The sequence below is a fragment of the Simplicispira piscis genome (assembly GCF_054783455.1).
The window spans coordinates 242,562-262,905 of record NZ_BAAGQN010000018.1; the positions used below are offsets into that span (position 1 = coordinate 242,562).

Sequence of the window (20,344 nt, forward strand, 5' to 3'; positions counted from 1 at the left end):
GGTCACTTCGGGGGCATGGCGGGGGGCGCGCAACCAGTGCAGTCCGGTGACGCGGCCTGCACGGTCGATGTTGACCTCCAGCACGCCGATGGCATAGAGCTGCGGCGGCAGTTTGCCCTTGAAGATGCGCTGCGTATTCAGCCCATAGAGGTGCTGCGCCGCATCCTTGCGATAGTCTTTGGGATTGCGTGCCCCCGACGGTGGCGAGACGGGGGGCGTGCGGGTGGCTGGGCCCATGGTCGAATCACTGGGTGTTCGGCTGTCGGGTGGAATGGTGCTGACGGGCGTGGACCTGCAGGCCGCCACCAACGCCGTGACGGCCGCCATCAGGCTTGCCAGCAACCAAGGGCTGCGCTGGGCAGTTTTTTGTGGAGGAGGCGGGTTTTGGTGCATGTGGAAGCCGCTGCAATCTGTCGGAACGCTGGGAATATGGCATTTTTGCATCTTTTACTGGAAAAACTGGGTTTTGGCCCTGCCTGCCTTGTGTCCGTAGATCGCACCGAGGGCTCTGCCCCGCGCGAACGCGGCGCCTGGATGGCCGTGTTTGCCGACCAACTGGTAGGCACCATCGGCGGCGGGCATGTGGAATTCCAGGCCATTGCCGAGGCACGCCGCCGCCTGGCCGGCGCCACCGGGCCAGCGTTGCTGCGCTATGCGCTGGGGCCCAGCCTGGGCCAGTGCTGTGGCGGCATCATGTACCTGCAGTTCGAGCCGATCAGCAGTGCCGATGGCCCGCGCCTGCAGCAGCGCCTGGCGCCCCGCCTCACGCCCGTGGCGCTGTTTGGTGGCGGCCATGTGGGCCATGCACTGGCGCAGGCGCTGGCGCCGCTGCCGCTGGCGCTGACCTGGATCGACAGCCGCGACGGCATTTTCCCAACGGGTATGCCGCAAGGCGTGGTGTGCGAACATTCCGAGCCCGTGCAGGATGCGGTGCCCGGTCTGGCAACGGGTTCGCGCGTGCTCATCATGAGCTTCAGCCACGCCGAAGACCTGGACGTGGTGGCCGCCTGCCTGCGGCGCCAACGTGCGCAGGGCGATTTGCCGTTCATCGGCCTGATCGGCAGCCACACCAAGTGGGCGACCTTTCGCCACCGCCTGCAGGAGCGGGGTTTTACCGCCCAGGAACTGGCGCAGGTGACCTGCCCGATCGGCGTGCCTGGCATTACCGGCAAGGCGCCCGAGGTGATTGCCGTGGCCGTGGCAGCGCAGTTGTTGCAGACGCTGGACGCGGACCACGCAGGGTAATCCCGGGGCGTTTGGATTGCAGTGGGGCTCAATTGCGCACAAAATTTGCATACACTTTGCGTTTTGGTCGCAGCGGTGCCCTGGCAACGGTTTGTCCTGGTGCGCGGCCTCGTGGTTTCTCTGCCCGATGGATCGGGCACGGAAATGAGCTGCTCAGAGCGCCCGCAGTGGTGAGCAGGTTGCCAATGGCGCCCTGGTGGCGCCACCAGGGTGAAAAATCATGGAAAGCTACCTTCTCGACTGGGCCAATCTGCTGCTGCGCTGGGTGCATGTCATCACCGCGATTGCGTGGATTGGCTCGTCCTTCTATTTCGTTTTTCTCGACAGCAGCCTTACGCCGCCCGAAGACGACGACCTGAAAAAGCAGGGCGTCAGTGGCGAGCTGTGGGCTGTGCACGGCGGGGGGTTTTACCACCCGGTCAAGTTCAACGTCTCGCCCCCCAAGCTCCCCGGGCACCTGCACTGGTTCTATTGGGAGAGCTACAGCACCTGGCTGAGCGGCTTCTCGCTGTTTACCGTGTCCTACCTCTGGAGCGCTGGTACCTACCTGGTGGACAAGTCGCGCATGGACTGGGCGCCCGCCACGGCCGTGGTGGCTGCGCTCGCCTTTCTGGTGGTGTTCTGGCTGTTGTACGACGCCATTTGCCGCGTGTTTGGCCAGCGCAAGAAGGGCGATGCCATCGTCGGAGCGCTGGTGCTGGTGCTGGTCTGCATTGCCTCGTGGCTGGCCTGCCACTGGTTTGCCGGGCGTGCAGCCTTTTTGCTCGTCGGCGCGATGATGGCCACGGCCATGAGCGCCAACGTGTTTTTCTGGATCATCCCCGGCCAACGCACCGTGGTGGCCGACCTCAAGGCCGGGCGGCCGGTGGACCCCATCCATGGCAAGCGCGGCAAGCAGCGCAGCGTGCACAACACCTACTTCACGCTGCCGGTGCTGTTTGCCATGCTCAGCGGGCACTACAGCTTCACCTGGAGCCACCCGCAAAACTGGCTGGTGTTGATCCTCATGATGTTCGCGGGCGCGGCCATCCGGCAGTTTTTCGTCCTGCGCCATGGCTTCAAGCTGGGCCGCAACGCCCACCCCTGGCCGTATGCGCTGGTCGGCGTGGCGGTGATTGTCGGCGCGGTGGTGTGGCTGCGGCCTGCGCCTGTGGTTGCTATCACTTCAGAAGCTGGTAGCGCTGCATTGACAAGCGCTGCAGGCCATTTTGACTATGAAAAGGTGCAGGCGGTGTTGCAGGAGCGCTGTGTGCAATGCCATGGGCCCGACGTGCAGATGAAGGGCGTGCGTCTTGACAGTGCCCAGCAGGTGGCGCCGCGCGCTCTGCTCATCTACCAGCAAGTGGTGCTGCAAAAGCTCATGCCCATGAACAATGCCACGCAAATGACCGACGCCGAGCGCGACCTGATTGCCCGCTGGCACGACGCAGGCGCTCCGGTTCAATAATTACACCTTGTTGTTGCTGGGCCAGACCTCCAGGCCCAGCCCGCGCAGGTAAGTGCCCACGCTGATGCGGGCGGCCTGCACCAGGTCGTACGCTTGCGGGTCCAGCAGCCAGCTTTGGAGCAGGCCTTCGATCAGCACCTGCAGGCCCAGGGCAGCCATGTCGGGCGGCACGGCGGTGGGCCAGGGGCGTTCGGCAAAGGCGCGTTCCAGTGCAATGCGGTTGCGCGCCAGCCATTGCCGGTGCATCTGTAGGTGGCGGGCCTGCACGGCTCCCAGTTCTTCCACATATTCCACGCGGTGGATGGCAATTTGCATCACGCGGCGCAATTGCGCGTCGCTGGCAATACGGCGCAAGCCCTCCAGCATGGCGTCGCACACCACTTGCATGCTGGCGGGGGGCGCATCGGGCCCGGTGCCGGTGAGCAGTTGCTCCATGGGCAGGGTGGCACGTTCCATCATGGCGTTGAACAGGTCTGCCTTGTCCTTGAAGTGCCAGTAGATGGCGCCGCGCGTGGCACCGGCGGCCACCGCGATGTCATTGAGCGAGGTGCGTGAAACCCCTTTTTCCTCGAACAGGCGCTCTGCAGCGTCGAGCAGCGCGTTGCGCGTTGCCTGGGCATCGGCTTTGGTGCGGCGGGCCATGGACATTTCTCCTGGAGGCAAGCCCTTTACTATACATACATTCAAGGATGTATGTATACTCCACAACCCAACATCCGTCGATGACGGGTGTACGCACGTTTCACAGAAAAAAATTAGACTGCCTGCTTTCGTGCACTCCACGGACGGACTTTTCCGAAGGAATCCCATGCTCTTGCGCCAAGCCCCGATTGTTTCTGCCCTGTCCCCCGCATCCCACCGGTCGCGCCAGCGGCAGGCCCTCGCCGCCGGCTGTCTGGGCGCGGCGCTGCTGCTCTCGGCCTGCGGCAAGGGTGATGCGCCCGCCGCGCCACCCGGGGGCGGCATGCCGCCGCCCGAAGTGGGCGTGGTGGTGGCCAAACCGGGCGATGTCGGCCTGATCACCGAGCTGCCCGGCCGCCTGGAGGCCTCGCGCGTGGCGCAGGTGCGGGCGCGTGCCGCTGGCATCTTGCAGAAACGGCTGTTCCGCGAGGGCAGTGACGTGAAGGCGGGGCAGCCCCTTTTCACCATAGACTCCGCGCCCTATGCAGCGGCCTTGCAGAGTGCCGAAGCCACGCTGGCACGCGCCCAGGCCAACCTGACCCAGGCGACCGCGCTGGCCGAGCGCTACAAGCCCCTGGTGGCCGCCAATGCCGTCAGCCAGCAGGAATATGCCAACGCCGTGGCGGCGCAAAAGCAGGCCGAGGCCGATGTCGCCGCAGGCAAGGCGGCGGTGCAGACGGGCCGCATCAACCTGAATTACGCCAGCGTCACGGCGCCGATTTCGGGCCGCATCGGTCGCGCCCTGGTCACCGAGGGGGCTCTGGTGGGGCAGGGCGAGGCCACGCAACTGGCCGTCATCCAGCAGATCGACCCGGTGTATGTCAACTTCACCCAGTCGGCTGGCGAGGTGATGAAGCTGCGCCGCGCGCTGGCCGATGGCCAGCTGCAGCGCGCCGGGGGCAGTGAAGCCGCCAGCGTGCGCCTGGTGCTCGAAGATGGCAGCGAATACGCCCGCCCCGGCAAGCTGCTGTTTTCCGACCTGACGGTGGACGCCAGCACGGGCCAGATCACGCTGCGCGCCGAGGTGCCCAACCCCAAGGGCGATTTGCTGCCGGGCCTGTATGTGCGCGTGCGGCTGGAGCAGGCCCAGGTGGCCAACGCCATCACGCTGCCCCAGCAGGCGGTCACACGCACCCAGCAGGGCGACCGGATCATGGTGGTGGGCGCCGACGGCAAGCCCAGCCCGCGCATGGTGAAGGTGGGTGCGGCCCGCAACAACCAGTGGATCGTGCTGGAGGGCCTGAAGGAAGGCGAGCAGGTCATGGTCGATGGCTTCCAGAAGCTGCAGATGATGCCGCCCGGCACGCCGGTGAAGGCCGTGCCCTGGCAGGCCCCCGGCAGCGCCGCCGCACCAGCGGCTGCGCCTGCCGCCAGCGCCCCTGCTGCGGCCGCCAGCGCCGGCCAGCAATAAGGAGCCAGCCCCATGGCCAAGTTCTTTATTGACCGCCCCATCTTCGCGTGGGTGATTGCCTTGTTCATCATGGTGCTGGGCGCCGTGTCGATCACCAAGCTGCCAGTGTCGCAATACCCCTCGGTGGCGCCGCCGACCATCGTCGTCAGCGCTGCCTATCCCGGTGCTTCGGCACAAACGCTGGAAGACAGCGTGCTGGCCGTGATCGAGCGCGAAATGAACGGCGCGCCCGGCCTGGCCTACATGGAGGCCGTGAGCCAGGCGAACGGCACCGGCACCCTCACGCTGAGCTTCGAGCCGGGCACGAATGCCGATCTGGCGCAGGTCGAGGTGCAGAACCGCCTGTCGCGCGCCACGCCGCGACTGCCTTCGGTGGTGAACCAGCAGGGTGTGCGTGTGGACAAGTCGCGCAGCAACTTCCTGCTGTTCACCATGCTGTCGTCGGCCGACCCTAAGTTCGACGTCAACGCGCTGAGCGACTACGCCGCGCGCAACGTGGTGCCCGAACTGCAGCGCCTGCCCGGCATCGGCCAGGTGCAGCTGTTCGGTGCCGAGCGCGCCATGCGCGTCTGGGTGGACCCGGCCAAGCTGCAGGGCTTTAACCTGTCTGCGGCCGACGTGGCCAGCGCCATCCAGGCGCAGAACGCGCAGGTGTCGGCCGGTAGCCTGGGCGAATTGCCCAACCTGAGCGGTCAGACGATCTCGGCCACCGTGGTGGTGCCGGGGCAGATCAGTTCGACCAAGGAGTTTGGTGACATCGTGCTGCGCGCCAATGCCGACGGCTCCACGGTGCGCCTCAAGGATGTGGCACGCATCGAACTGGGCGCCCAGTCGTATGCCACCACCGCGCGCCTCAATGGCAAGCCCGCCACCGGCATGGGGGTGCAGCTGTCGCCCTCGGGCAATGCGCTGGCGGCGGCCACGGCGGTCAAGACCCGCATGGCCGAGCTGGAAAAATACTTTCCGTCCGGCGTAAGCTGGACCATTCCCTACGACAGCTCCGACTTCGTCAAGATTTCCATCAAGCAGGTCGCCATGACCCTGCTTGAAGCCATCGCGCTGGTGTTTCTGGTGATGTTCCTGTTCCTGCAGAACTTCCGCTACACCATCATCCCGACCATCGTGGTGCCGGTGGCGCTGTTGGGCACCTTTGGGGCGCTGTTGGCAATGGGCTTTTCGATCAACGTGCTGACCATGTTCGGCATGGTGCTGGTGATCGGCATCGTGGTGGACGACGCCATTGTGGTGGTGGAAAACGTCGAGCGCATCATGAACGAGGAGGGCCTGCCGCCGCTGGAGGCCACGCGCAAGGCCATGGGCCAGATTTCGGGCGCCATCATCGGCATCACCGTGGTGCTGATTTCGGTGTTTTTGCCATTGGCCTTTTTTGCCGGCTCGGTGGGCAACATCTACCGCCAGTTCTCGGCGGTGATGGGGGTGTCCATCGCCTTTTCCGCCTTCATGGCGCTGTCGCTCACGCCCGCGCTGTGCGCCACCCTGCTCAAGCCGGTCGAGGCCGGGCATGGGCACGCCAAGAAGGGGTTTTTTGGCGGTTTCAACCGGGGCTTTGCCCGCACCGCCAAAGGCTATGAAGGCTGGGTGGCCAAGCTGCTGCGCCGCGGTGGCCGGATGATGGTCATCTATGTCGCGCTGATCGCCGCCGTGGGCGTGCTGTACATGCGCCTGCCGACCTCGTTCCTGCCGAACGAAGACCAGGGCAACCTGCTGGTCAACATCCAGCTGCCGCCTGGCGCCACGCTGGAACGCACCCAGGCCGTGGTCGAAAAGGTCGAGGACTTCATGCTCAAGCAACCCGAAGTCAAGAACATGGTGGCCGTGCTGGGCTTCAGCTTCTCGGGCCAGGGGCAGAATGCCGGCCTGTCGTTCGTCACACTCAAGGACTGGTCCGAGCGTGCGGGTGCCGGGCACACGGCCGAAGCCATCGCGGGCCGGGCCATGGGCGCGCTGTCGGGTGTGCGCGATGCGTTCATTTTTGCGCTGAGCCCCCCCGCCATTCCTGAGCTGGGGGTGAGCTCGGGCTTCACCTTCCGGCTGCAGGACCGCGGCGGCAACGGCCATGATGCGCTGGTGGCGGCGCGCAACCAGATGCTGGGCATGGCGTCCAAAAGCAAAATCCTGGCCGGCGTGCGACCCGATGGCCTGGAAGACGCGCCGCAATTGCAGGTTGATATCGACCGCGATAAGGCCAGCGCGCAGGGCGTGAGTTTTGCCGCCATCAACAACGCCATTTCCACCGCGCTGGGCTCGGCCTATATCAACGACTTCCCGAACGCCGGGCGCCTGCAGCGTGTGGTGGTGCAGGCCGAGGCCGAGGCCCGCATGCAGCCCGATGACATTCTGAAGCTGACCGCACTCAACAGCCAGGGCAAGGCCGTGCCGCTGTCGGCGTTTGCCACCACGCGCTGGATCAGTGGTGCCATGCAGACCGTGCGCTACAACGGCTATCCGGCGATGCGCATCGCCGGGGGTGCGGCGCCCGGCTACAGCACCGGCGATGCCATGGCCGAGATGGAACGCATGGCCGCGCAGCTGCCGGTGGGGTTCGGCTTTGAATGGACGGGTCAGTCGCGCGAAGAAAAAATGGCCGGCTCGCAGGCCATGGTGCTGTACGGCTTTGCCATCCTGGCCGTGTTTTTGTGCCTGGCGGCCCTGTATGAAAGCTGGTCGATTCCGCTGTCGGTCATCCTGGTGGTGCCGCTGGGGGTGCTGGGAGTGCTGCTGGGCGTGAGCCTGCGCGGCATGTCCAACGATGTGTACTTCCAGGTGGGGCTGATCACCATCATCGGCCTGTCGGCGAAGAACGCCATCCTGATCATCGAGTTTGCGAAAGACCTGCAGGCGCAAGGCAAGAGTGTCGTCGAATCGGCGCTGGCCGCTGCGCATCTGCGGTTCCGTCCGATCGTCATGACCTCGCTGGCTTTCATCCTCGGTGTTCTGCCCCTGGCCATTGCCTCGGGCGCCAGTTCGGCGAGCCAGCGGGCCATTGGCACCGGCGTGATCGCGGGCATGGTGGTGGGAACCACGCTGGCCGTGTTTTTCGTACCGATCTTCTTCGTCGTGGTGCGCGGCCTGTTCAAGGGCAGCGCGCGGCAGCAGCAATTCGATGCAGAACATGCACACCAGACCGGGGCGGGAGACCACCATGCGTAAGACACAAGCCATCCCATTTTCCCTGCGCAGCAGCTCGATCTGCAGCGCGCTGGCCGCCTTGGCGCTGGCCGGGTGCACGTCGATGGCCCCGGTGTACGAGCGCCCTGCCGCGCCCGTGGCGACGCAATGGCCGACTTTCGGCGTCCAGAGCCAGGAGGCATCTGCCACACCGGCGGGTGATTTGCTCTGGCAGGACTTTGTGACCGATGCCCGATTGCGCACCTTGATCGACAAAGCCCTGGCCGATAACCGCGATCTGCGTGTGGCAGCACTGTCCATTGAGCAGGCCCGTGCGCAGTACCAGATTCGCAGCGCCGACCAGACGCCCACCATCAACCTGGCCGCCACCGGCAACCGCCAGCCCGCATCGGGCGGGGGTATCAGCAGCACCTATACGGCGGGACTGGCGCTGGCCTCCTGGGAAATCGACTTCTTTGGCCGCATCGCCAGCCTCAAGAATGCCGCGCTGGCGCAGTATCTCTCCACCGAAGAGGCCCGCCGTGCTGTGCAGACGAGCCTGGTTGCCTCTGTAGCCAATACCTGGCTGAGCCTGCAGACCAACGATGCATTGCTGGTGCTGACAGAACGTACTCTGGCTACCCGTGAGGATTCGCTGCGCTTGATCCGTCTGCGTTTTGACGAGGGTGTGACCTCTGCGCTGGACCTGCGCCAGGCGGAGTCGCTGGTCGCCGCTGCGCGCGTTGCACTGGCACAGCAGCAGCGCCTGCGGGCGCTGGATGTGAACACGCTGACCCTGCTGGTCGGGCAGCCTTTGTCGCCAGATCTGCTCGACACGCGGGATACGGGCGGCACGCCGTTCGCCAGTGTTCCGGCCGGGCTGCCGTCAGACCTGCTGGCACGCCGCGCTGATGTGCGCCAGGCCGAGCAGTTGCTGCTGGCGGCCAACGCCAATATCGGTGCCGCAAAGGCCGCCTTTTTCCCGCGCATTGCACTGACTGCCAGTGCAGGATCGGCCAGCAATGCACTGTCGGGCCTGTTCAAGGACGGTTCTTGGGGCTGGACCCTGGCGCCGCAGATGTTGCTCCCTATTTTTGATGCGGGGCGCAACCAGGCAGGGCTCGATTCGGCCTTGGCAGGGCGCGACATTGCCGTGGCGCAATATGAGAAAGCCATTCAGAGTGCTTTCCGCGAAGTGGCCGATGCTTTGGCCGGGCGCGCGACGCTGGGCGAGCAGTGGCATGCGCAGCAGCAGCAGGCCGAGGCCGAGGCCGATCGTTTCCGCCTCGCTGATCTGCGCTATCGCAACGGCGTTGCAAGCTACCTCGATGTGCTGGACGCGCAGCGCGCACTGTTCGCCAGCCAGCAGGCTCTGGCCCAAATACGGCTGGCCTTGCAGCAGAACCAGGTGGCCGTGTACAAAGCCCTGGGAGGCGGTTGGGTTCTGACAGACGCCGCGCCACAGGGGTGATAGCATCGGGTTTTCCCTGTGTTGCCCCATGCGGACAGCCTCGGAAAACTCTTGATGCAAGGCAAATTGGCGCCGACTCCCCCGGTTGTGCGTCCTCAACTTGATTTGTCTCAAACATCGGCACGGGTTCGCATTGCAAAGTGCACGCCATATGTTGCCGAACTACTCCCCAGAATTGCCCGTGGAATGCGAGGTCGTGGCGCCTGGCGAAGTGCTGCGCGTGCGCAATGAAAATCTCAATACGGTCTTGCACCTGGTGAGTGGGCGGGTGCAGCTGGGCATCCGTGAAGACGGACAGATGCGCCACCAGCTGGGCGTGGTCGAGGGCCCGTTCTGGCTCGACGGCGCTGCCGCCATGCTGGGCGTGCCCTGCGCCGTAGACATGGTGACCGAAACCCGTGTTCAGCTGCGCCGCCAACCCATCGAAGACTTCATACGCAGCGTGGAGGCCTTGCCCAAGGCCGCGCAGTTGCTGCTGCACGATATGGCCGTAGGCTACCGGCAGCAAACCGAACTGGCCGTGAGCCGTCTGGCCCAGGATGCCGAGGCCCGGTGTGCCCAGTGGTTGCTGCGCCATGCACAGCACGACAGCAATGGCGCCATGAGCGTCACGCTGAACCAGCGCAAGCGTTTGATTGCTGCGCAGCTCGGCATTGCACCCGAGACTTTTTCCCGAGTGCTGCGCAGTCTGCGCGAACATGGCCTGATCATGGGGTCGGGCAACGTGCTCAAGCTCCCACAGCCTGGGGCGCTTGAAATGCTGGCCAGCGGCGGCTGATTCGGGTGCTGTCGCTGCAGATGATTGCAGCGTCCTTTCTGTAGCGCTCAGGGTTTGTCCCCGTGAATCGCTGAGGGTTCCACCCAAGCCGGAGTGCAAAAGGGGTGCGTATATTCAATGCACTCTTATGTCGACGCCATCAATCCCACTCCTTTTTTTCTGGCTCCGCCTGCATGCGCAGGGTTGGGGGTGCGCATGACACCCCCAACGGACGCAGCACTGGCGGTGGCAGAAACCACGGCGCCCCATTGGGCGCTGCCGGGAGCGCTGGCGCTGCGGCTGGTGGTGCTGGCGGCCCTGGCCATTGCGCTGTCGGGCGCTGTTTCGGGCTGGTTGGTGGCGCGGGCGTCGGGGCAGGAAGCCGTGCAGCGCATGGAGGACCAGCAGACCGATGAGGTGGAAGTGTTTGCACGGCTCTTGGCCAGCAAGATCGAGCAGAGCCAGAAAGTGCTGCGCAACGTCGCTGAAGGTATTACGCCCGAGATGCTGGAGCTTCCGGCCAGCCTGGAGTGGCTGCTGCAACAGAGTCTTCCCGCTGTGCAGTTTTTTGATTCCATGCTGGTGGCGCGGCAGGATGGTGAATTGCGTGTCAACCTGCAAAACGGCCGTTTCGAAAAGACCGCAAACCTGGAGCCCCCGGCACGTGATGCCTTGCGGCGCACACTGGTCGATGGCAAGCCCATGGTGGCCGAGCTGATGGCCAGCCGCTCCAGCGAGGCGCGCATCATGTTCACCATGCCGCTGCACCGGGATGATGGCACGGTACTGGGTGTGGTGGCGGGCATGTTGCGGCTGCAGTCCCAGGGTTTGCTGCCCATTTCCATGGCCGTGCCGCAACGGGCGGATACCCGGCTGGTGGTGTTCACCCGCGAGGGCACGATTCTGTCGCATTCCGACCCTGCGCGTGTCATGGGGCAGGTGCACGATGAACCGGGTCTGGCGCCGGTTTTTGCACGTTGGCTGGAGCACGATAGTCCGGTGATGGGCGCTGCCAGCACCGAGATGGTGCCGGGACATATTGTCAGCATGGCGGGCATGCCGCTGCCGCAATGGATGGTGGCACGGGTCAGCGATACGCAGGCGCTATTGGCCCCACTGCAAGGTGCGCAGCGCAAGGCGTGGTGGCTCGCGGCGGCCGCTATAGCCTTGACCGTAGCCTTGTTTGCTTTGTTGGCGTTCTGGATGTTCCAGCCGCTCGCGCAACTGCGTGATCGTGCCGGGCAATTGCTGGATGGTTCCGCCGACGTCCCTGGCGCCATGCCTTGGCCTCGTGCTGGTGGTGAGGTGGGCGCCCTGGTCGAGGTGTTTGAAGGCGTACAGAACCAGCAGGACGATGCGCAGCAGCGCCATCGCATACTGGAGCGCCAATACCAGGCGATCCTGGATGTTAGCTCGGTGGGCATTGCCATCACCCGTGGTGATCGCCTGGTCTCCATGAGCCGCCAGGCCTGCCAGATGCTGGGCTTTGTCCCCGTCGAGTTGCAGGGCCAGCCGCTGGCCTGCATCTACCCGGCAGAGCGGGATTCCTTTGGCCTGGATCGGCGCATCGAGGATTCGTTTGCCGTGCATGGCGGCTTTGGCGGCGACGTGTGCCTGCGCCGCAAGGATGGCAGCCCGGTGTGGGCGCGGGTGCAGGGGCGTGCGGTTGATCTTCAGGCGCCGGATGGTGACCGCGTGTGGATGGTGGAAGAAATGACGGCTGCGCACGAAGAGCGCCGCCAGGATAGCTGGGTCACCACGCACGACCCGCTGACCCAACTGGAGAACCGCCAGGGCTTCGAGCAGCGCTTGCGACTTCTGCTGGCCGCGGACCAGCCTCCCACCGACAGTCGGCCAACACCGCTGAACGGTGTCGAGGGGCTTTCCGTTTCGGGCGTGGTGCTGTTCCTCGACCTGGACCATTTCACCGTGGTCAACGATGTGGCGGGCCACGATGCGGGCGACGATGTGCTGCGCCATGTCGCCCGCTTGCTGGAGGTGCAGGTGCGCCAGTCGGGCTGGGCTGCGCGGCTGGGCGGAGACGAATTTGCGGTGGTGCTGCCGGGCTGCTCCAGCGCGCATGGCCTGGCCGTGGCCGAGCAGTTGCGCGCCGCAGTGCAAGGCTGGGAGCCTGTCTACCAGGGGCGCAGCTTCACCCTGGGGGTGAGCATTGGCATGGTGCCGCTGGAGCCTGGCCTGCAGGATGTAGCCGCCGTGCTGCATGCGGCTGATATGGCCTGCTACGACGCCAAGCGCGCCGGGCGCAACCAGGTGGTGCAGCGCATGGTGCAGGGGAGCATGCTAGCGGCTGGTTGACCCGGTCGAATCCATTGCGCCGAGCGCGTGCAGCATGTTTTCTGCGGTGGCCGGTGCGGTCAGTTGCACCGGTCCAGCGCTGGCGCCGCGTGCAGCGGCCACGGCGTTGCGCAGTGCTTCATAGACGCTGATGGCCAGCATGAAGGGCGGCTCACCCACGGCTTTGCTGCCACCCACGTTGTCCTCGCGGTTGGCTTCGGGCCACAGATCGACCTTGAAGTGAGCGGGGATGTCGCCCGTCGCTGGAATCTTGTAAGTGCTGGGTGCGTGCGTGGCGAGCTGGCCCTGGTCGTTCCAGACCAGTTGTTCGGTGGTGAGCCAGCCCATGCCTTGCACAAAACCGCCCTCGATCTGCCCGAGGTCTATGGCCGGGTTGATGCTGTGGCCCACGTCGTGCAGGATGTCCACACGCAGCACGCGGTTCTCGCCGGTGAGCGTATCCACCGCCACTTCGGTGCAGGCCGCGCCATAGGCGAAGTAGTAGAAGGGCCGACCCGTCAGCGTGGTCTTGTCGTAGTGGATTTTGGGCGTGCGGTAAAAACCGTCGCTCCAGAGCTGGATGCGGTTGGCATAGGCTGCATTCACCACTTCCTCGAAGCTGCGCTCGGTCTTGGGCGAGATCACACGCCCACCCTCGAAACGGATGGCGCCCGCGCCGCAGCCGTCCAGCCCGCAGACGAACGAGGCCAGGTTGTCGCGCACATTGCGTGCGGCAAACTGCGCCGCGCGGCCATTGAGGTCGGTGCCGCTGCTGGCCGCCGTGGCGCTGGCGTTGGGCACCTTGCTGGTGTCGCTGGCCGTCACGCGCACGCGGTGCAAGGGCACGCCCAATTCGTCGGCCACGATCTGCGCCACCTTGGTGTGCAGGCCCTGGCCCATCTCGGTGCCGCCGTGGTTTACCTGCACGCTGCCGTCGGTGTACACATGCACCAGGGCGCCTGCCTGGTTGAACAGCGTGGCGGTGAAGCTGATACCGAATTTCACCGGCGTGATGGCCAGACCGCGCTTGAGCACCGGGTTGGCAGCGTTCCAAGCGGCAATGGCCTCTTGGCGCTGCCGGTATTGTGCGGTTTGCTCCAATTTTGGAAGCAAATCGTGCAGGATGTTGTCCTCCACCGGCATCTGGTAGTGGGTGACGTTGCGTTCCGTGGTGCCGTAGAGGTTGGCCAGGCGCACGTCCAGCGCGTCGCGCCCGAGTGCGCGGGCAATGTCGCCGATGATGGTTTCGATGGCAATCACACCCTGTGGTCCGCCAAAGCCGCGAAAAGCCGTGTGGCTTTGCAGGTTGGTGCGGCAGCGGTGCGAGGTGATCTCCACGTTCTCCAGGTAATAGGCGTTGTCGGCATGGAAGACGGCGCGGTCGCACACGGGGCCTGACAGGTCGGCCGAGAAGCCGCAGTTGGCTGCCATCTGCAGTTTGAGCGCGGTGATGCGCCCGGTATCGTCAAAGCCCACATCCCACTCGTAGGCGAACGGATGGCGTTTGCCGGTGACCACGAAGTCGTCGTCGCGGTCGAGGCGCAGTTTGATGGCGTGCCCTGTTTTTTGCGCGGCCAATGCGGCCCACACCGCCAAGTGGCCGGCCTGGGTTTCCTTGCCGCCAAATCCGCCGCCCATGCGGCGGCATTCCACACGCACCGCGTGATTGGCAATGCCCAGGGCATGCGCTACCCAGTGCTGCACCTCGCCCGGGTGCTGCGTGCTGGAGTGGATCCACCACTGCCCCTGCTCCAGCGGCAGGGCGTATGCGATCTGGCCTTCCAGATAGAAGTGCTCTTGCCCGCCCACTTCCAGCTGGCCGCTCAGGCGGTGGGGTGCCCCCTGCAGTGCGGCCTCGGGTGTGCCCCGGCGCACCACCACGGGCGGCAGCACCTGGCTTTGGGCTTGCAATGCGGCGTCGATGGTGAGGATGGCGGGCAAGGGGGTGATGTCGGGCCGTACGGCGCGGGCAGCGCGGCGGGCCTGCATGATCGATTCGGCCACGACCAGGCCGATGACCTGGCCCACATGTTGCACGGTGTCCTGGGCAAAAATGGGCTCGTCGTGGGCAAACGCGGCCAGCACCGGGTCGCCGGGGATGTCGTGTGCCAGTACCACAGCGCGCACGCCGGGCATGGCCAGGGCGGGTGCTGTGTCCAGGCTGTTGATGCGACCATGCGCCACGGGCGAGAGGATGGGAGCCGCATACAGCGTGCCTTTGACTTCGGGCAGATCGTCGATGTAGTGCGCTGCGCCCGCTACCTGCGCGTACGCGCTTTCGTGCGGGTGCGACTGGCCCATGGTGCGGTGGGCGCTCATGCCGATTCCTCCAGCCGGAAGCTCTCCAGCGACACATCGGTGTGGCCTTGGCTTTCGAGCCAGAAGCGCTGCACCAGCCGGGCCAGCACGGTGCGCCGGTACGCACTGCTGGCACGCATGTCGGACAGGGGGGTGAACTCGGTCTGCAGCGCCTGCGCTGCGCGCTGCACCGCAGCTTCGTCCCAGGGCTGGCCTGTGAGAGCGGCCTCGGCCTGGTGCGCGCGGGCAGGCACGGCGGCCACGCCACCAGCACCGATGGAGGCGCTGCGCACCGCGCCGCCCTCCAGGTGCAGGCACAGCACCAGGCACACCGCAGAGATGTCGTCGTCGAAGCGCTTGGACACCTTGTAGGCGCGCAACAGCTCAGCCTTGGCAGGGTGGGGCACCAGAATGCGCGCCAGCACTTCGTCGGGCGACAGCACGTTCTGGCGGTACCCGGTGTACAGGTCTTCCAGCGCCAGAATGCGCTCGCCCCGGGGGCTGGCCAGCACCACGCGGGCGCGCAGGGCAATGAGCAGCGGCATGGAGTCACCAATCGGCGAGCCGTTGGCAATGTTGCCCCCCAGCGTGCCGGCGTTGCGCACCGGCAGCCCTGCAAAGCGGGTGGCAAAGGTGTGCAGTTGCGGCCTGCGCTGCACCAGCGCTTCAAAGGCGTCCTGCAGGCGCACGGCGGCGCCGATGGCCGTGTGGTCTGCTGCCTCGGTGATCTGGCGCAGCTCGGCCACGCGGGTCACGTCGAGCACCTGGCCCAACTGGCGGTGCTGCTTGGTCACCCACAGCCCTGCGTCGGTGCAGCCCGCCACCAGTTGTGCCTGCGGGTGCGTGGCGCGTGCCGCCAGCAGGGCATCAAGCGTGGTGGGGGAAATATAGGAAAAATCTTGCTCTAGCGGCCTATGGGTAAGCGCTAGTAGCTCTAATTGTTGTAGCAAAGCGGCCTCGTCCACCTGCATGCGGGGCAGGGTGTGCATCTCCTGGGCGGCGTCCAGGATGGGGCGGTAGCCGGTGCAGCGGCACAGGTTGCCCGAGAGGTCTTGCACTGCCTGCTCGCGCGTGACGGGCTGGCCGTGGCAGACCCGGTTCTGGTACAGGGCGAACAGGCTCATGACAAAACCCGGCGTGCAGAACCCGCACTGCGATGCGTGGTGGTCTACCAGGGCCTGCTGCACTGGATGCAGGGCGCTGCCCGGGTCCGCCGCGTCGGTGGGCAGGATGAGCGGATCGAGCGCCAGGTCTTCGGCGGTCCACAGCGCCTTGCCATCGATGGAATGCGCCAGGCAGATGCAGGCGTTGATGGCGCGGTACGCCACGCCGTCGCCATCGGCCTCGCCGATCACCACGGTGCAGGCGCCGCAGTCGCCTTCGCCGCAGCCCTCTTTGGTGCCGGTGTGGCCCAGGTCCTCGCGCAGCACCTGCAAGAGCGTGCGGTCGGGTGGTACATTGGCCAACGCTATCGGCTGGCCGCGGCGGATGAATTGCAAAGAGCGCATGGTCGAGAGGTTACAGCGGATGGACTGCGGACGTTCTAGGAGTCTGTCGGACTTGGGGCGTCGAAAGCGAGAATCGACCCCAGCGAGACCAGTTTTTGCCGGATTTGCAGCCCCATAGCCCGGCTATGGGGCAAAAAGACGGTGGAAAATGGGCTGCTGCGGTCGATTTGCAGCCGACGTTTACCAAGCCCGACAGGCTCCTAGGGTAGAGCGTGCTGCGCCTCGCGACATAAGCCTCGCCGTATGACGGGAATGCCTGCACAGCTATGAGAGACCAAGCCCTTTTCGACAAGATAGACCTCCATCTCATAAGGGTCTTGCATACCGTGTTGACTGAACGCAGCGTATCGAGGGCGGCCGTGCGGCTGGGCATGCACCAGCCGGCGGTATCCAGCGCGCTCAAACGCCTGCGCACCCTGGCGGGCGACCCCTTGCTGGTGCGCTCGGGCAGCGCCATGGTGCCCACCGATGCGGCGCTGCGCATGGTGGAGCCAGCCGGTGCCATCCTGCGCGCGGCCGAGGCACTGTTTTCCGATGCACGCGGCTTCGACCCGCGCAGCGCCACACGCACCTTCCGCGTGGCAGCAAGCGACTACCTTGACCCGTTTTTTCTGCCGCGTCTGATGGCGCGCATCAAGCACGAAGCGCCGCTGTGCCCCATCGAAATCTTGCCGCTCTCGCCCGATGCCCACTACCACGCGCTGCTGGCACAAGGTGAGGCCGATGTGGTCATTGGCAACTGGCCGCAGCCCCCGGACGACCTGCACCTGGGTCGGTTGTTGTCCGACGAAGTGGTGTGCCTGGTCAGCCAGGAACACCCCGCCATGCGCCGGGGCTGGGACATTGACGAGTGGCTGGAGGCTGAGCACATTGCGCCCACGCCCACGCACCCGGGTGCGCGCGGCGTGATTGATGGCTATCTCGACACCCAGGGTTTGGCCCGCAACATCACCGCGCGCTGTGCGCATTTCAGCCTGATTCCGGACATCGTGGCCTCCAGCTTGCTGGTGCTGACCACGGGGCGCCAGTACTGCGAGCGCTTTACGGACCGCCTGCCCGTGGCCATCCTGCCGTGCCCGGTGCATTTTCCGCCACTCATGTATTACCAGCTCTGGCATGCGCGCAGCCACCACTCAGCGGCGGCGATGTGGTTGCGTGAATGCATCCGGGGGGTTGCGCTTTCACTGCGAAAACAATAGCTATCAGCGCTTACCCTATCAGCGTAAGACGCCAATTTCTTCAATAAAAGTAACAAACTGAGAGACAATCGCCCGCATGAGTTCCACCGCACCCCTTTCCGCGACTGGTACGGCAACGCCGCCCCGGTTGCAGCTCACGGGCATCACCAAGCGCTACCCCGCCGTGGTGGCCAACAGCGGCGTGTCGCTGGTCGTGCAGCCCGGTGAAATCCACGCCGTGCTGGGCGAAAACGGCGCTGGCAAGTCCACGCTGATGAAGATCATCTACGGCGCCACCCGCCCCGACGAGGGCAGTGTGTCTTTCGATGGCCGCACCGTGCAGGTCCGCAACCCGCAGGAGGCGCGGCACCTGGGCATTGCCATGGTGTTCCAGCATTTCAGCCTGTTCGACACGCTGACCGTGGCCGAGAACGTTTGGCTGGGGCTGGACAAAAGCCATTCCCTGGCCGACGTCACCCGCCGCATCACCGCCAAGGCGCAGGAGTACGGCCTGGACATCGATCCGCTGCGCCCGGTGCACACCCTGAGCGTGGGCGAGATGCAGCGCGTGGAGATCATCCGCGCCCTGCTGACCGAGCCGCGTTTGCTCATCCTTGATGAACCCACCTCGGTGCTCACGCCCCAGGCGGTCGAAAAGCTCTTCGTGGTGCTGCGCAAGCTGGCGCAGGAGGGCTGCAGCATCCTCTACATCAGCCACAAGCTGCACGAGATCCGCGCTCTGTGCACGGCCTGCACGGTGCTGCGCGGTGGCAAGGTGACAGGCGTGTGCGACCCGCGTGAAGAATCCAACGCCTCGCTCTCGCGCCTGATGATCGGTGCCGAGCCGCCGGCGCTGGAGCACCGCGCCGCCCAGACCGGCGACACCGTGCTGCGCGTGGCGGGCCTGAGCCTGCCACGCACCGACCCATTTGGCGTGGACCTGGTGGACCTGCAGCTCGATGTGCGTGCCGGCGAGGTGGTGGGCATTGCCGGAGTCTCGGGCAACGGGCAAAGAGAGCTGTTGTATGCGCTGTCGGGTGAGGACCAGCGCGCCCGGCCCGACACGGTGCAGGTGGCAGGCCAGAACGCCGGGCACCTGGGCCCACGCCAGCGCCGCGCGCTGGGCCTGCACTTTGTGCCCGAAGAACGCCTGGGGCGGGGTGCCGTGCCCAGCATGGGCCTGGCGCATAACCTGCTGCTCACCCGCAACGATGCCGTGGGCTGGGGAGGCTGGATTCGCATGTCTGTGTTGCAGGCGCAGGCGCAGGCCATCATCGAGCGCTTTGGCGTTCGGGCCGGTGGGCCGCACGCGGCGGCCCAGTCGCTCTCAGGTGGCAACCTGCAGAAATTCATCGTCGGGCGGGAAGTTTCGGCCAACCCGACCCTGCTTATCGTTTCACAGCCCACCTGGGGCGTCGATGTGGGCGCTGCGCAGCAGATCCGCAGCGAAATCCTGCGCTTGCGCGATGCCGGTTGTGCCGTGTTGGTGCTCAGCGAAGAACTGGAGGAGCTGTTTGACATCAGCGACCGCATGTACGTGATGGCCAAGGGCCGTCTGTCGCCTTCGGTCGATCGGGCCCAGGCCACGGCCCCGCGCATTGGCGAATGGATGAGCGGCCTGTGGCATGCCGATGTGCAGGCCCACCTGGCGCGCAACCGCGCGCAATTGGCAGAACTGCAAAGCGGGGTTTCCCATGTTGAAGCTTGAACCCCGGCCCCAGGCCTCGCGCCTCTGGACCTATGGATCGCCCGTGCTGGCACTGTGCGTCACGGTGCTGATTGGCGTGGCGCTTTTCTCTCTGCTGGGCAAGGACCCGCTGCGCGGTCTACAGATTTTTTTCTGGGAGCCGGTGCGCTCGCAGTACGCACTGGGCGAACTCATGGTCAAGGCCACGCCGCTGTTGCTGATTGCCCTGGGCCTGGCGGTGTGCTTTCGCTCCAACGTCTGGAACATCGGTGCCGAGGGTCAGTTTGTGATGGGTGCCATTGCCGCAGGCGGTGTGGCACTGCTGGCCAGCAAGGACACGGGCGCCTGGATCGTGCCTGCGCTGCTGCTGGCCGGTGTGCTGGGGGGCATGGTCTGGGCGGGGCTCACGGCGCTGCTGCGCGACCGTTTCAATGCCAATGAAATCCTGGTCAGCCTGATGCTGGTCTACGTGGCCACATTGCTGCTGAGTTTTCTGGTGTTTGGCCCCTGGAAGGACCCGATGGGCTATAACTTTCCGCAGACGCGCACTTTTGAGAAAGTGACGCAGATCCCGCGCCTGATGGCGGGTTCGCGTATGCATATCGGCCTGTACATTGCGCTCGCCAGCGCCGCAGCGTTGTGGGTTTTCCTGTTTCGTTCGCGCGCTGGGTTTGCACAGCAGGTGGGCGGTCTGGCGCCTGCTGCAGCCCGTTATGCCGGGTTTTCGTCGCGCCGTGCGCTCTGGACGGCGCTGCTCATCTCGGGCGGATCGGCTGGGTTGGCGGGGGCGCTGGAGGTGGCTGGGCCGATCGGTCAGCTCACACCCTATGTGCCTGCGGGCTACGGCTTTGCGGCCATCATCGTGGCCTTTGTGGGGCGCCTGCATCCGGTAGGCATGGTGTTTTCGGCCATTCTCATGAGCATGTTCTACATCGGTGGCGAACTGGCGCAGTCGCGCCTGGGCCTGCCCAAATCGCTCACTGGCGTGTTCCAGGGTTTGCTGCTGTTCTCGCTGCTGGCCTGCGATACCCTGATTGCCTACCGCGTGCGTTGGGTGCGCCCCTCTGGTGTGAAGGCAGGAGCCTGATATGGAATCCTACGCACTCCTTATCGGTGCCACGCTCAGTGCGGGCACGGTTCTGGCCATTGCGGCCCTGGGCCTGCTCATCAACGAAAAGGCCGGCATCGTCAACCTCGGGGCCGAGGGCATGATGCTGTGCGCCGCCATAGCGGGCTT

At 65.4% G+C, this 20,344-nt stretch carries 14 protein-coding genes and 1 pseudogene; 11 read left to right on the forward strand and 4 right to left on the reverse strand.

The window, feature by feature from the left end:
* Positions 1-327 (reverse strand): hypothetical protein (locus ACYVOC_RS14640; RefSeq protein ID WP_461162300.1); only part of this gene is annotated, 327 nt, incomplete at its 3' end.
* Positions 328-429: 102 nt separating this feature from the next.
* Between ACYVOC_RS14640 and xdhC the strand changes: the two genes are divergently transcribed.
* Positions 430-1,245 (forward strand): xanthine dehydrogenase accessory protein XdhC, encoded by an 816-nt coding sequence (gene xdhC, locus ACYVOC_RS14645; protein ID WP_461162274.1) that lies wholly within the window; start codon positions 430-432, stop codon positions 1,243-1,245.
* A 220-nt stretch (positions 1,246-1,465) separates the two neighbouring features.
* The gene (locus ACYVOC_RS14650) at positions 1,466-2,692 is read left to right on the forward strand and encodes a urate hydroxylase PuuD (protein WP_461162275.1); all 1,227 of its coding nucleotides are present in this window, start codon (positions 1,466-1,468) and stop codon (positions 2,690-2,692) included.
* On the opposite strand, the gene ACYVOC_RS14655 is transcribed toward ACYVOC_RS14650, so the two are convergent.
* On the reverse strand, positions 2,693-3,334 hold the full coding sequence (locus ACYVOC_RS14655) for a TetR family transcriptional regulator (RefSeq protein ID WP_461162276.1): 642 nt from the start codon (positions 3,332-3,334) through the stop codon (positions 2,693-2,695).
* Positions 3,335-3,500: 166 nt separating this feature from the next.
* On the opposite strand from ACYVOC_RS14655, the gene ACYVOC_RS14660 reads away from it, so the two are divergent.
* From ACYVOC_RS14660 to ACYVOC_RS14680, 5 genes are all read left to right on the forward strand, one after another.
* Entirely contained in the window at positions 3,501-4,784 is a 1,284-nt protein-coding gene (locus ACYVOC_RS14660; protein WP_461162277.1) for an efflux RND transporter periplasmic adaptor subunit, read from the forward strand.
* Positions 4,785-4,796: 12 nt separating this feature from the next.
* A complete protein-coding gene (locus tag ACYVOC_RS14665; protein ID WP_461162278.1) occupies positions 4,797-7,955 on the forward strand; it encodes an efflux RND transporter permease subunit in 3,159 nt (1,052 codons plus the stop codon).
* The gene (locus ACYVOC_RS14670; protein WP_461162279.1) at positions 7,948-9,384 is read left to right on the forward strand and encodes an efflux transporter outer membrane subunit; all 1,437 of its coding nucleotides are present in this window, start codon (positions 7,948-7,950) and stop codon (positions 9,382-9,384) included. Before ACYVOC_RS14665 ends, ACYVOC_RS14670 begins: the two co-directional genes overlap by 8 nt.
* A 151-nt stretch (positions 9,385-9,535) precedes the next feature.
* Positions 9,536-10,162, forward strand: coding sequence for a Crp/Fnr family transcriptional regulator (locus tag ACYVOC_RS14675; protein ID WP_116003119.1), 627 nt, complete (start codon positions 9,536-9,538; stop codon positions 10,160-10,162).
* A 195-nt stretch (positions 10,163-10,357) separates the two neighbouring features.
* The gene (locus tag ACYVOC_RS14680; protein WP_461162280.1) at positions 10,358-12,457 is read left to right on the forward strand and encodes a sensor domain-containing diguanylate cyclase; all 2,100 of its coding nucleotides are present in this window, start codon (positions 10,358-10,360) and stop codon (positions 12,455-12,457) included.
* Here ACYVOC_RS14680 and xdhB read toward each other — a convergent pair.
* The gene (gene xdhB / locus ACYVOC_RS14685; protein ID WP_461162281.1) at positions 12,443-14,755 is read right to left on the reverse strand and encodes a xanthine dehydrogenase molybdopterin binding subunit; all 2,313 of its coding nucleotides are present in this window, start codon (positions 14,753-14,755) and stop codon (positions 12,443-12,445) included. The genes ACYVOC_RS14680 and xdhB overlap by 15 nt on opposite strands.
* A complete protein-coding gene (gene xdhA / locus ACYVOC_RS14690) occupies positions 14,752-16,242 on the reverse strand; it encodes a xanthine dehydrogenase small subunit (protein WP_461162282.1) in 1,491 nt (496 codons plus the stop codon). Before xdhA ends, xdhB begins: the two co-directional genes overlap by 4 nt.
* A 266-nt stretch (positions 16,243-16,508) precedes the next feature.
* On the opposite strand from xdhA, the gene ACYVOC_RS14695 reads away from it, so the two are divergent.
* The 4 genes and pseudogenes from ACYVOC_RS14695 to ACYVOC_RS14710 all read left to right on the forward strand — a co-directional run.
* Complete coding sequence (locus ACYVOC_RS14695) at positions 16,509-17,441, forward strand: LysR family transcriptional regulator (protein ID WP_461162283.1); 933 nt, start codon at positions 16,509-16,511, stop codon at positions 17,439-17,441.
* A 76-nt stretch (positions 17,442-17,517) separates the two neighbouring features.
* The gene (locus ACYVOC_RS14700; protein ID WP_116003123.1) at positions 17,518-19,128 is read left to right on the forward strand and encodes an ABC transporter ATP-binding protein; all 1,611 of its coding nucleotides are present in this window, start codon (positions 17,518-17,520) and stop codon (positions 19,126-19,128) included.
* Positions 19,115-20,194 (forward strand): ABC transporter permease, encoded by a 1,080-nt coding sequence (locus ACYVOC_RS14705; protein ID WP_116005924.1) that lies wholly within the window; start codon positions 19,115-19,117, stop codon positions 20,192-20,194. The genes ACYVOC_RS14700 and ACYVOC_RS14705 overlap by 14 nt, the downstream gene beginning before the upstream one ends.
* A 1-nt stretch (position 20,195) precedes the next feature.
* A pseudogene (locus ACYVOC_RS14710) lies at positions 20,196-20,344 on the forward strand (ABC transporter permease); the annotation flags it as partial.

What these genes read in the sequence shown, in the direction of transcription:
- ACYVOC_RS14695 (WP_461162283.1), top strand. Translation starts at nt 16,509, where the DNA reads ATGAGAGACCAAGCCCTTTTCGACAAGATAGACCTCCATCTCATAAGG.
- ACYVOC_RS14650 (WP_461162275.1), top strand. Translation starts at nt 1,466, where the DNA reads ATGGAAAGCTACCTTCTCGACTGGGCCAATCTGCTGCTGCGCTGGGTG.
- ACYVOC_RS14655 (WP_461162276.1), bottom strand. Translation starts at nt 3,334, where the DNA reads ATGGCCCGCCGCACCAAAGCCGATGCCCAGGCAACGCGCAACGCGCTG.
- xdhA (WP_461162282.1), bottom strand. Translation starts at nt 16,242, where the DNA reads ATGCGCTCTTTGCAATTCATCCGCCGCGGCCAGCCGATAGCGTTGGCC.
- ACYVOC_RS14665 (WP_461162278.1), top strand. Translation starts at nt 4,797, where the DNA reads ATGGCCAAGTTCTTTATTGACCGCCCCATCTTCGCGTGGGTGATTGCC.
- ACYVOC_RS14705 (WP_116005924.1), top strand. Translation starts at nt 19,115, where the DNA reads ATGTTGAAGCTTGAACCCCGGCCCCAGGCCTCGCGCCTCTGGACCTAT.
- xdhB (WP_461162281.1), bottom strand. Translation starts at nt 14,755, where the DNA reads ATGAGCGCCCACCGCACCATGGGCCAGTCGCACCCGCACGAAAGCGCG.
- xdhC (WP_461162274.1), top strand. Translation starts at nt 430, where the DNA reads ATGGCATTTTTGCATCTTTTACTGGAAAAACTGGGTTTTGGCCCTGCC.
- ACYVOC_RS14700 (WP_116003123.1), top strand. Translation starts at nt 17,518, where the DNA reads ATGAGTTCCACCGCACCCCTTTCCGCGACTGGTACGGCAACGCCGCCC.
- ACYVOC_RS14660 (WP_461162277.1), top strand. Translation starts at nt 3,501, where the DNA reads ATGCTCTTGCGCCAAGCCCCGATTGTTTCTGCCCTGTCCCCCGCATCC.
- ACYVOC_RS14680 (WP_461162280.1), top strand. Translation starts at nt 10,358, where the DNA reads ATGACACCCCCAACGGACGCAGCACTGGCGGTGGCAGAAACCACGGCG.
- ACYVOC_RS14670 (WP_461162279.1), top strand. Translation starts at nt 7,948, where the DNA reads ATGCGTAAGACACAAGCCATCCCATTTTCCCTGCGCAGCAGCTCGATC.
- ACYVOC_RS14675 (WP_116003119.1), top strand. Translation starts at nt 9,536, where the DNA reads ATGTTGCCGAACTACTCCCCAGAATTGCCCGTGGAATGCGAGGTCGTG.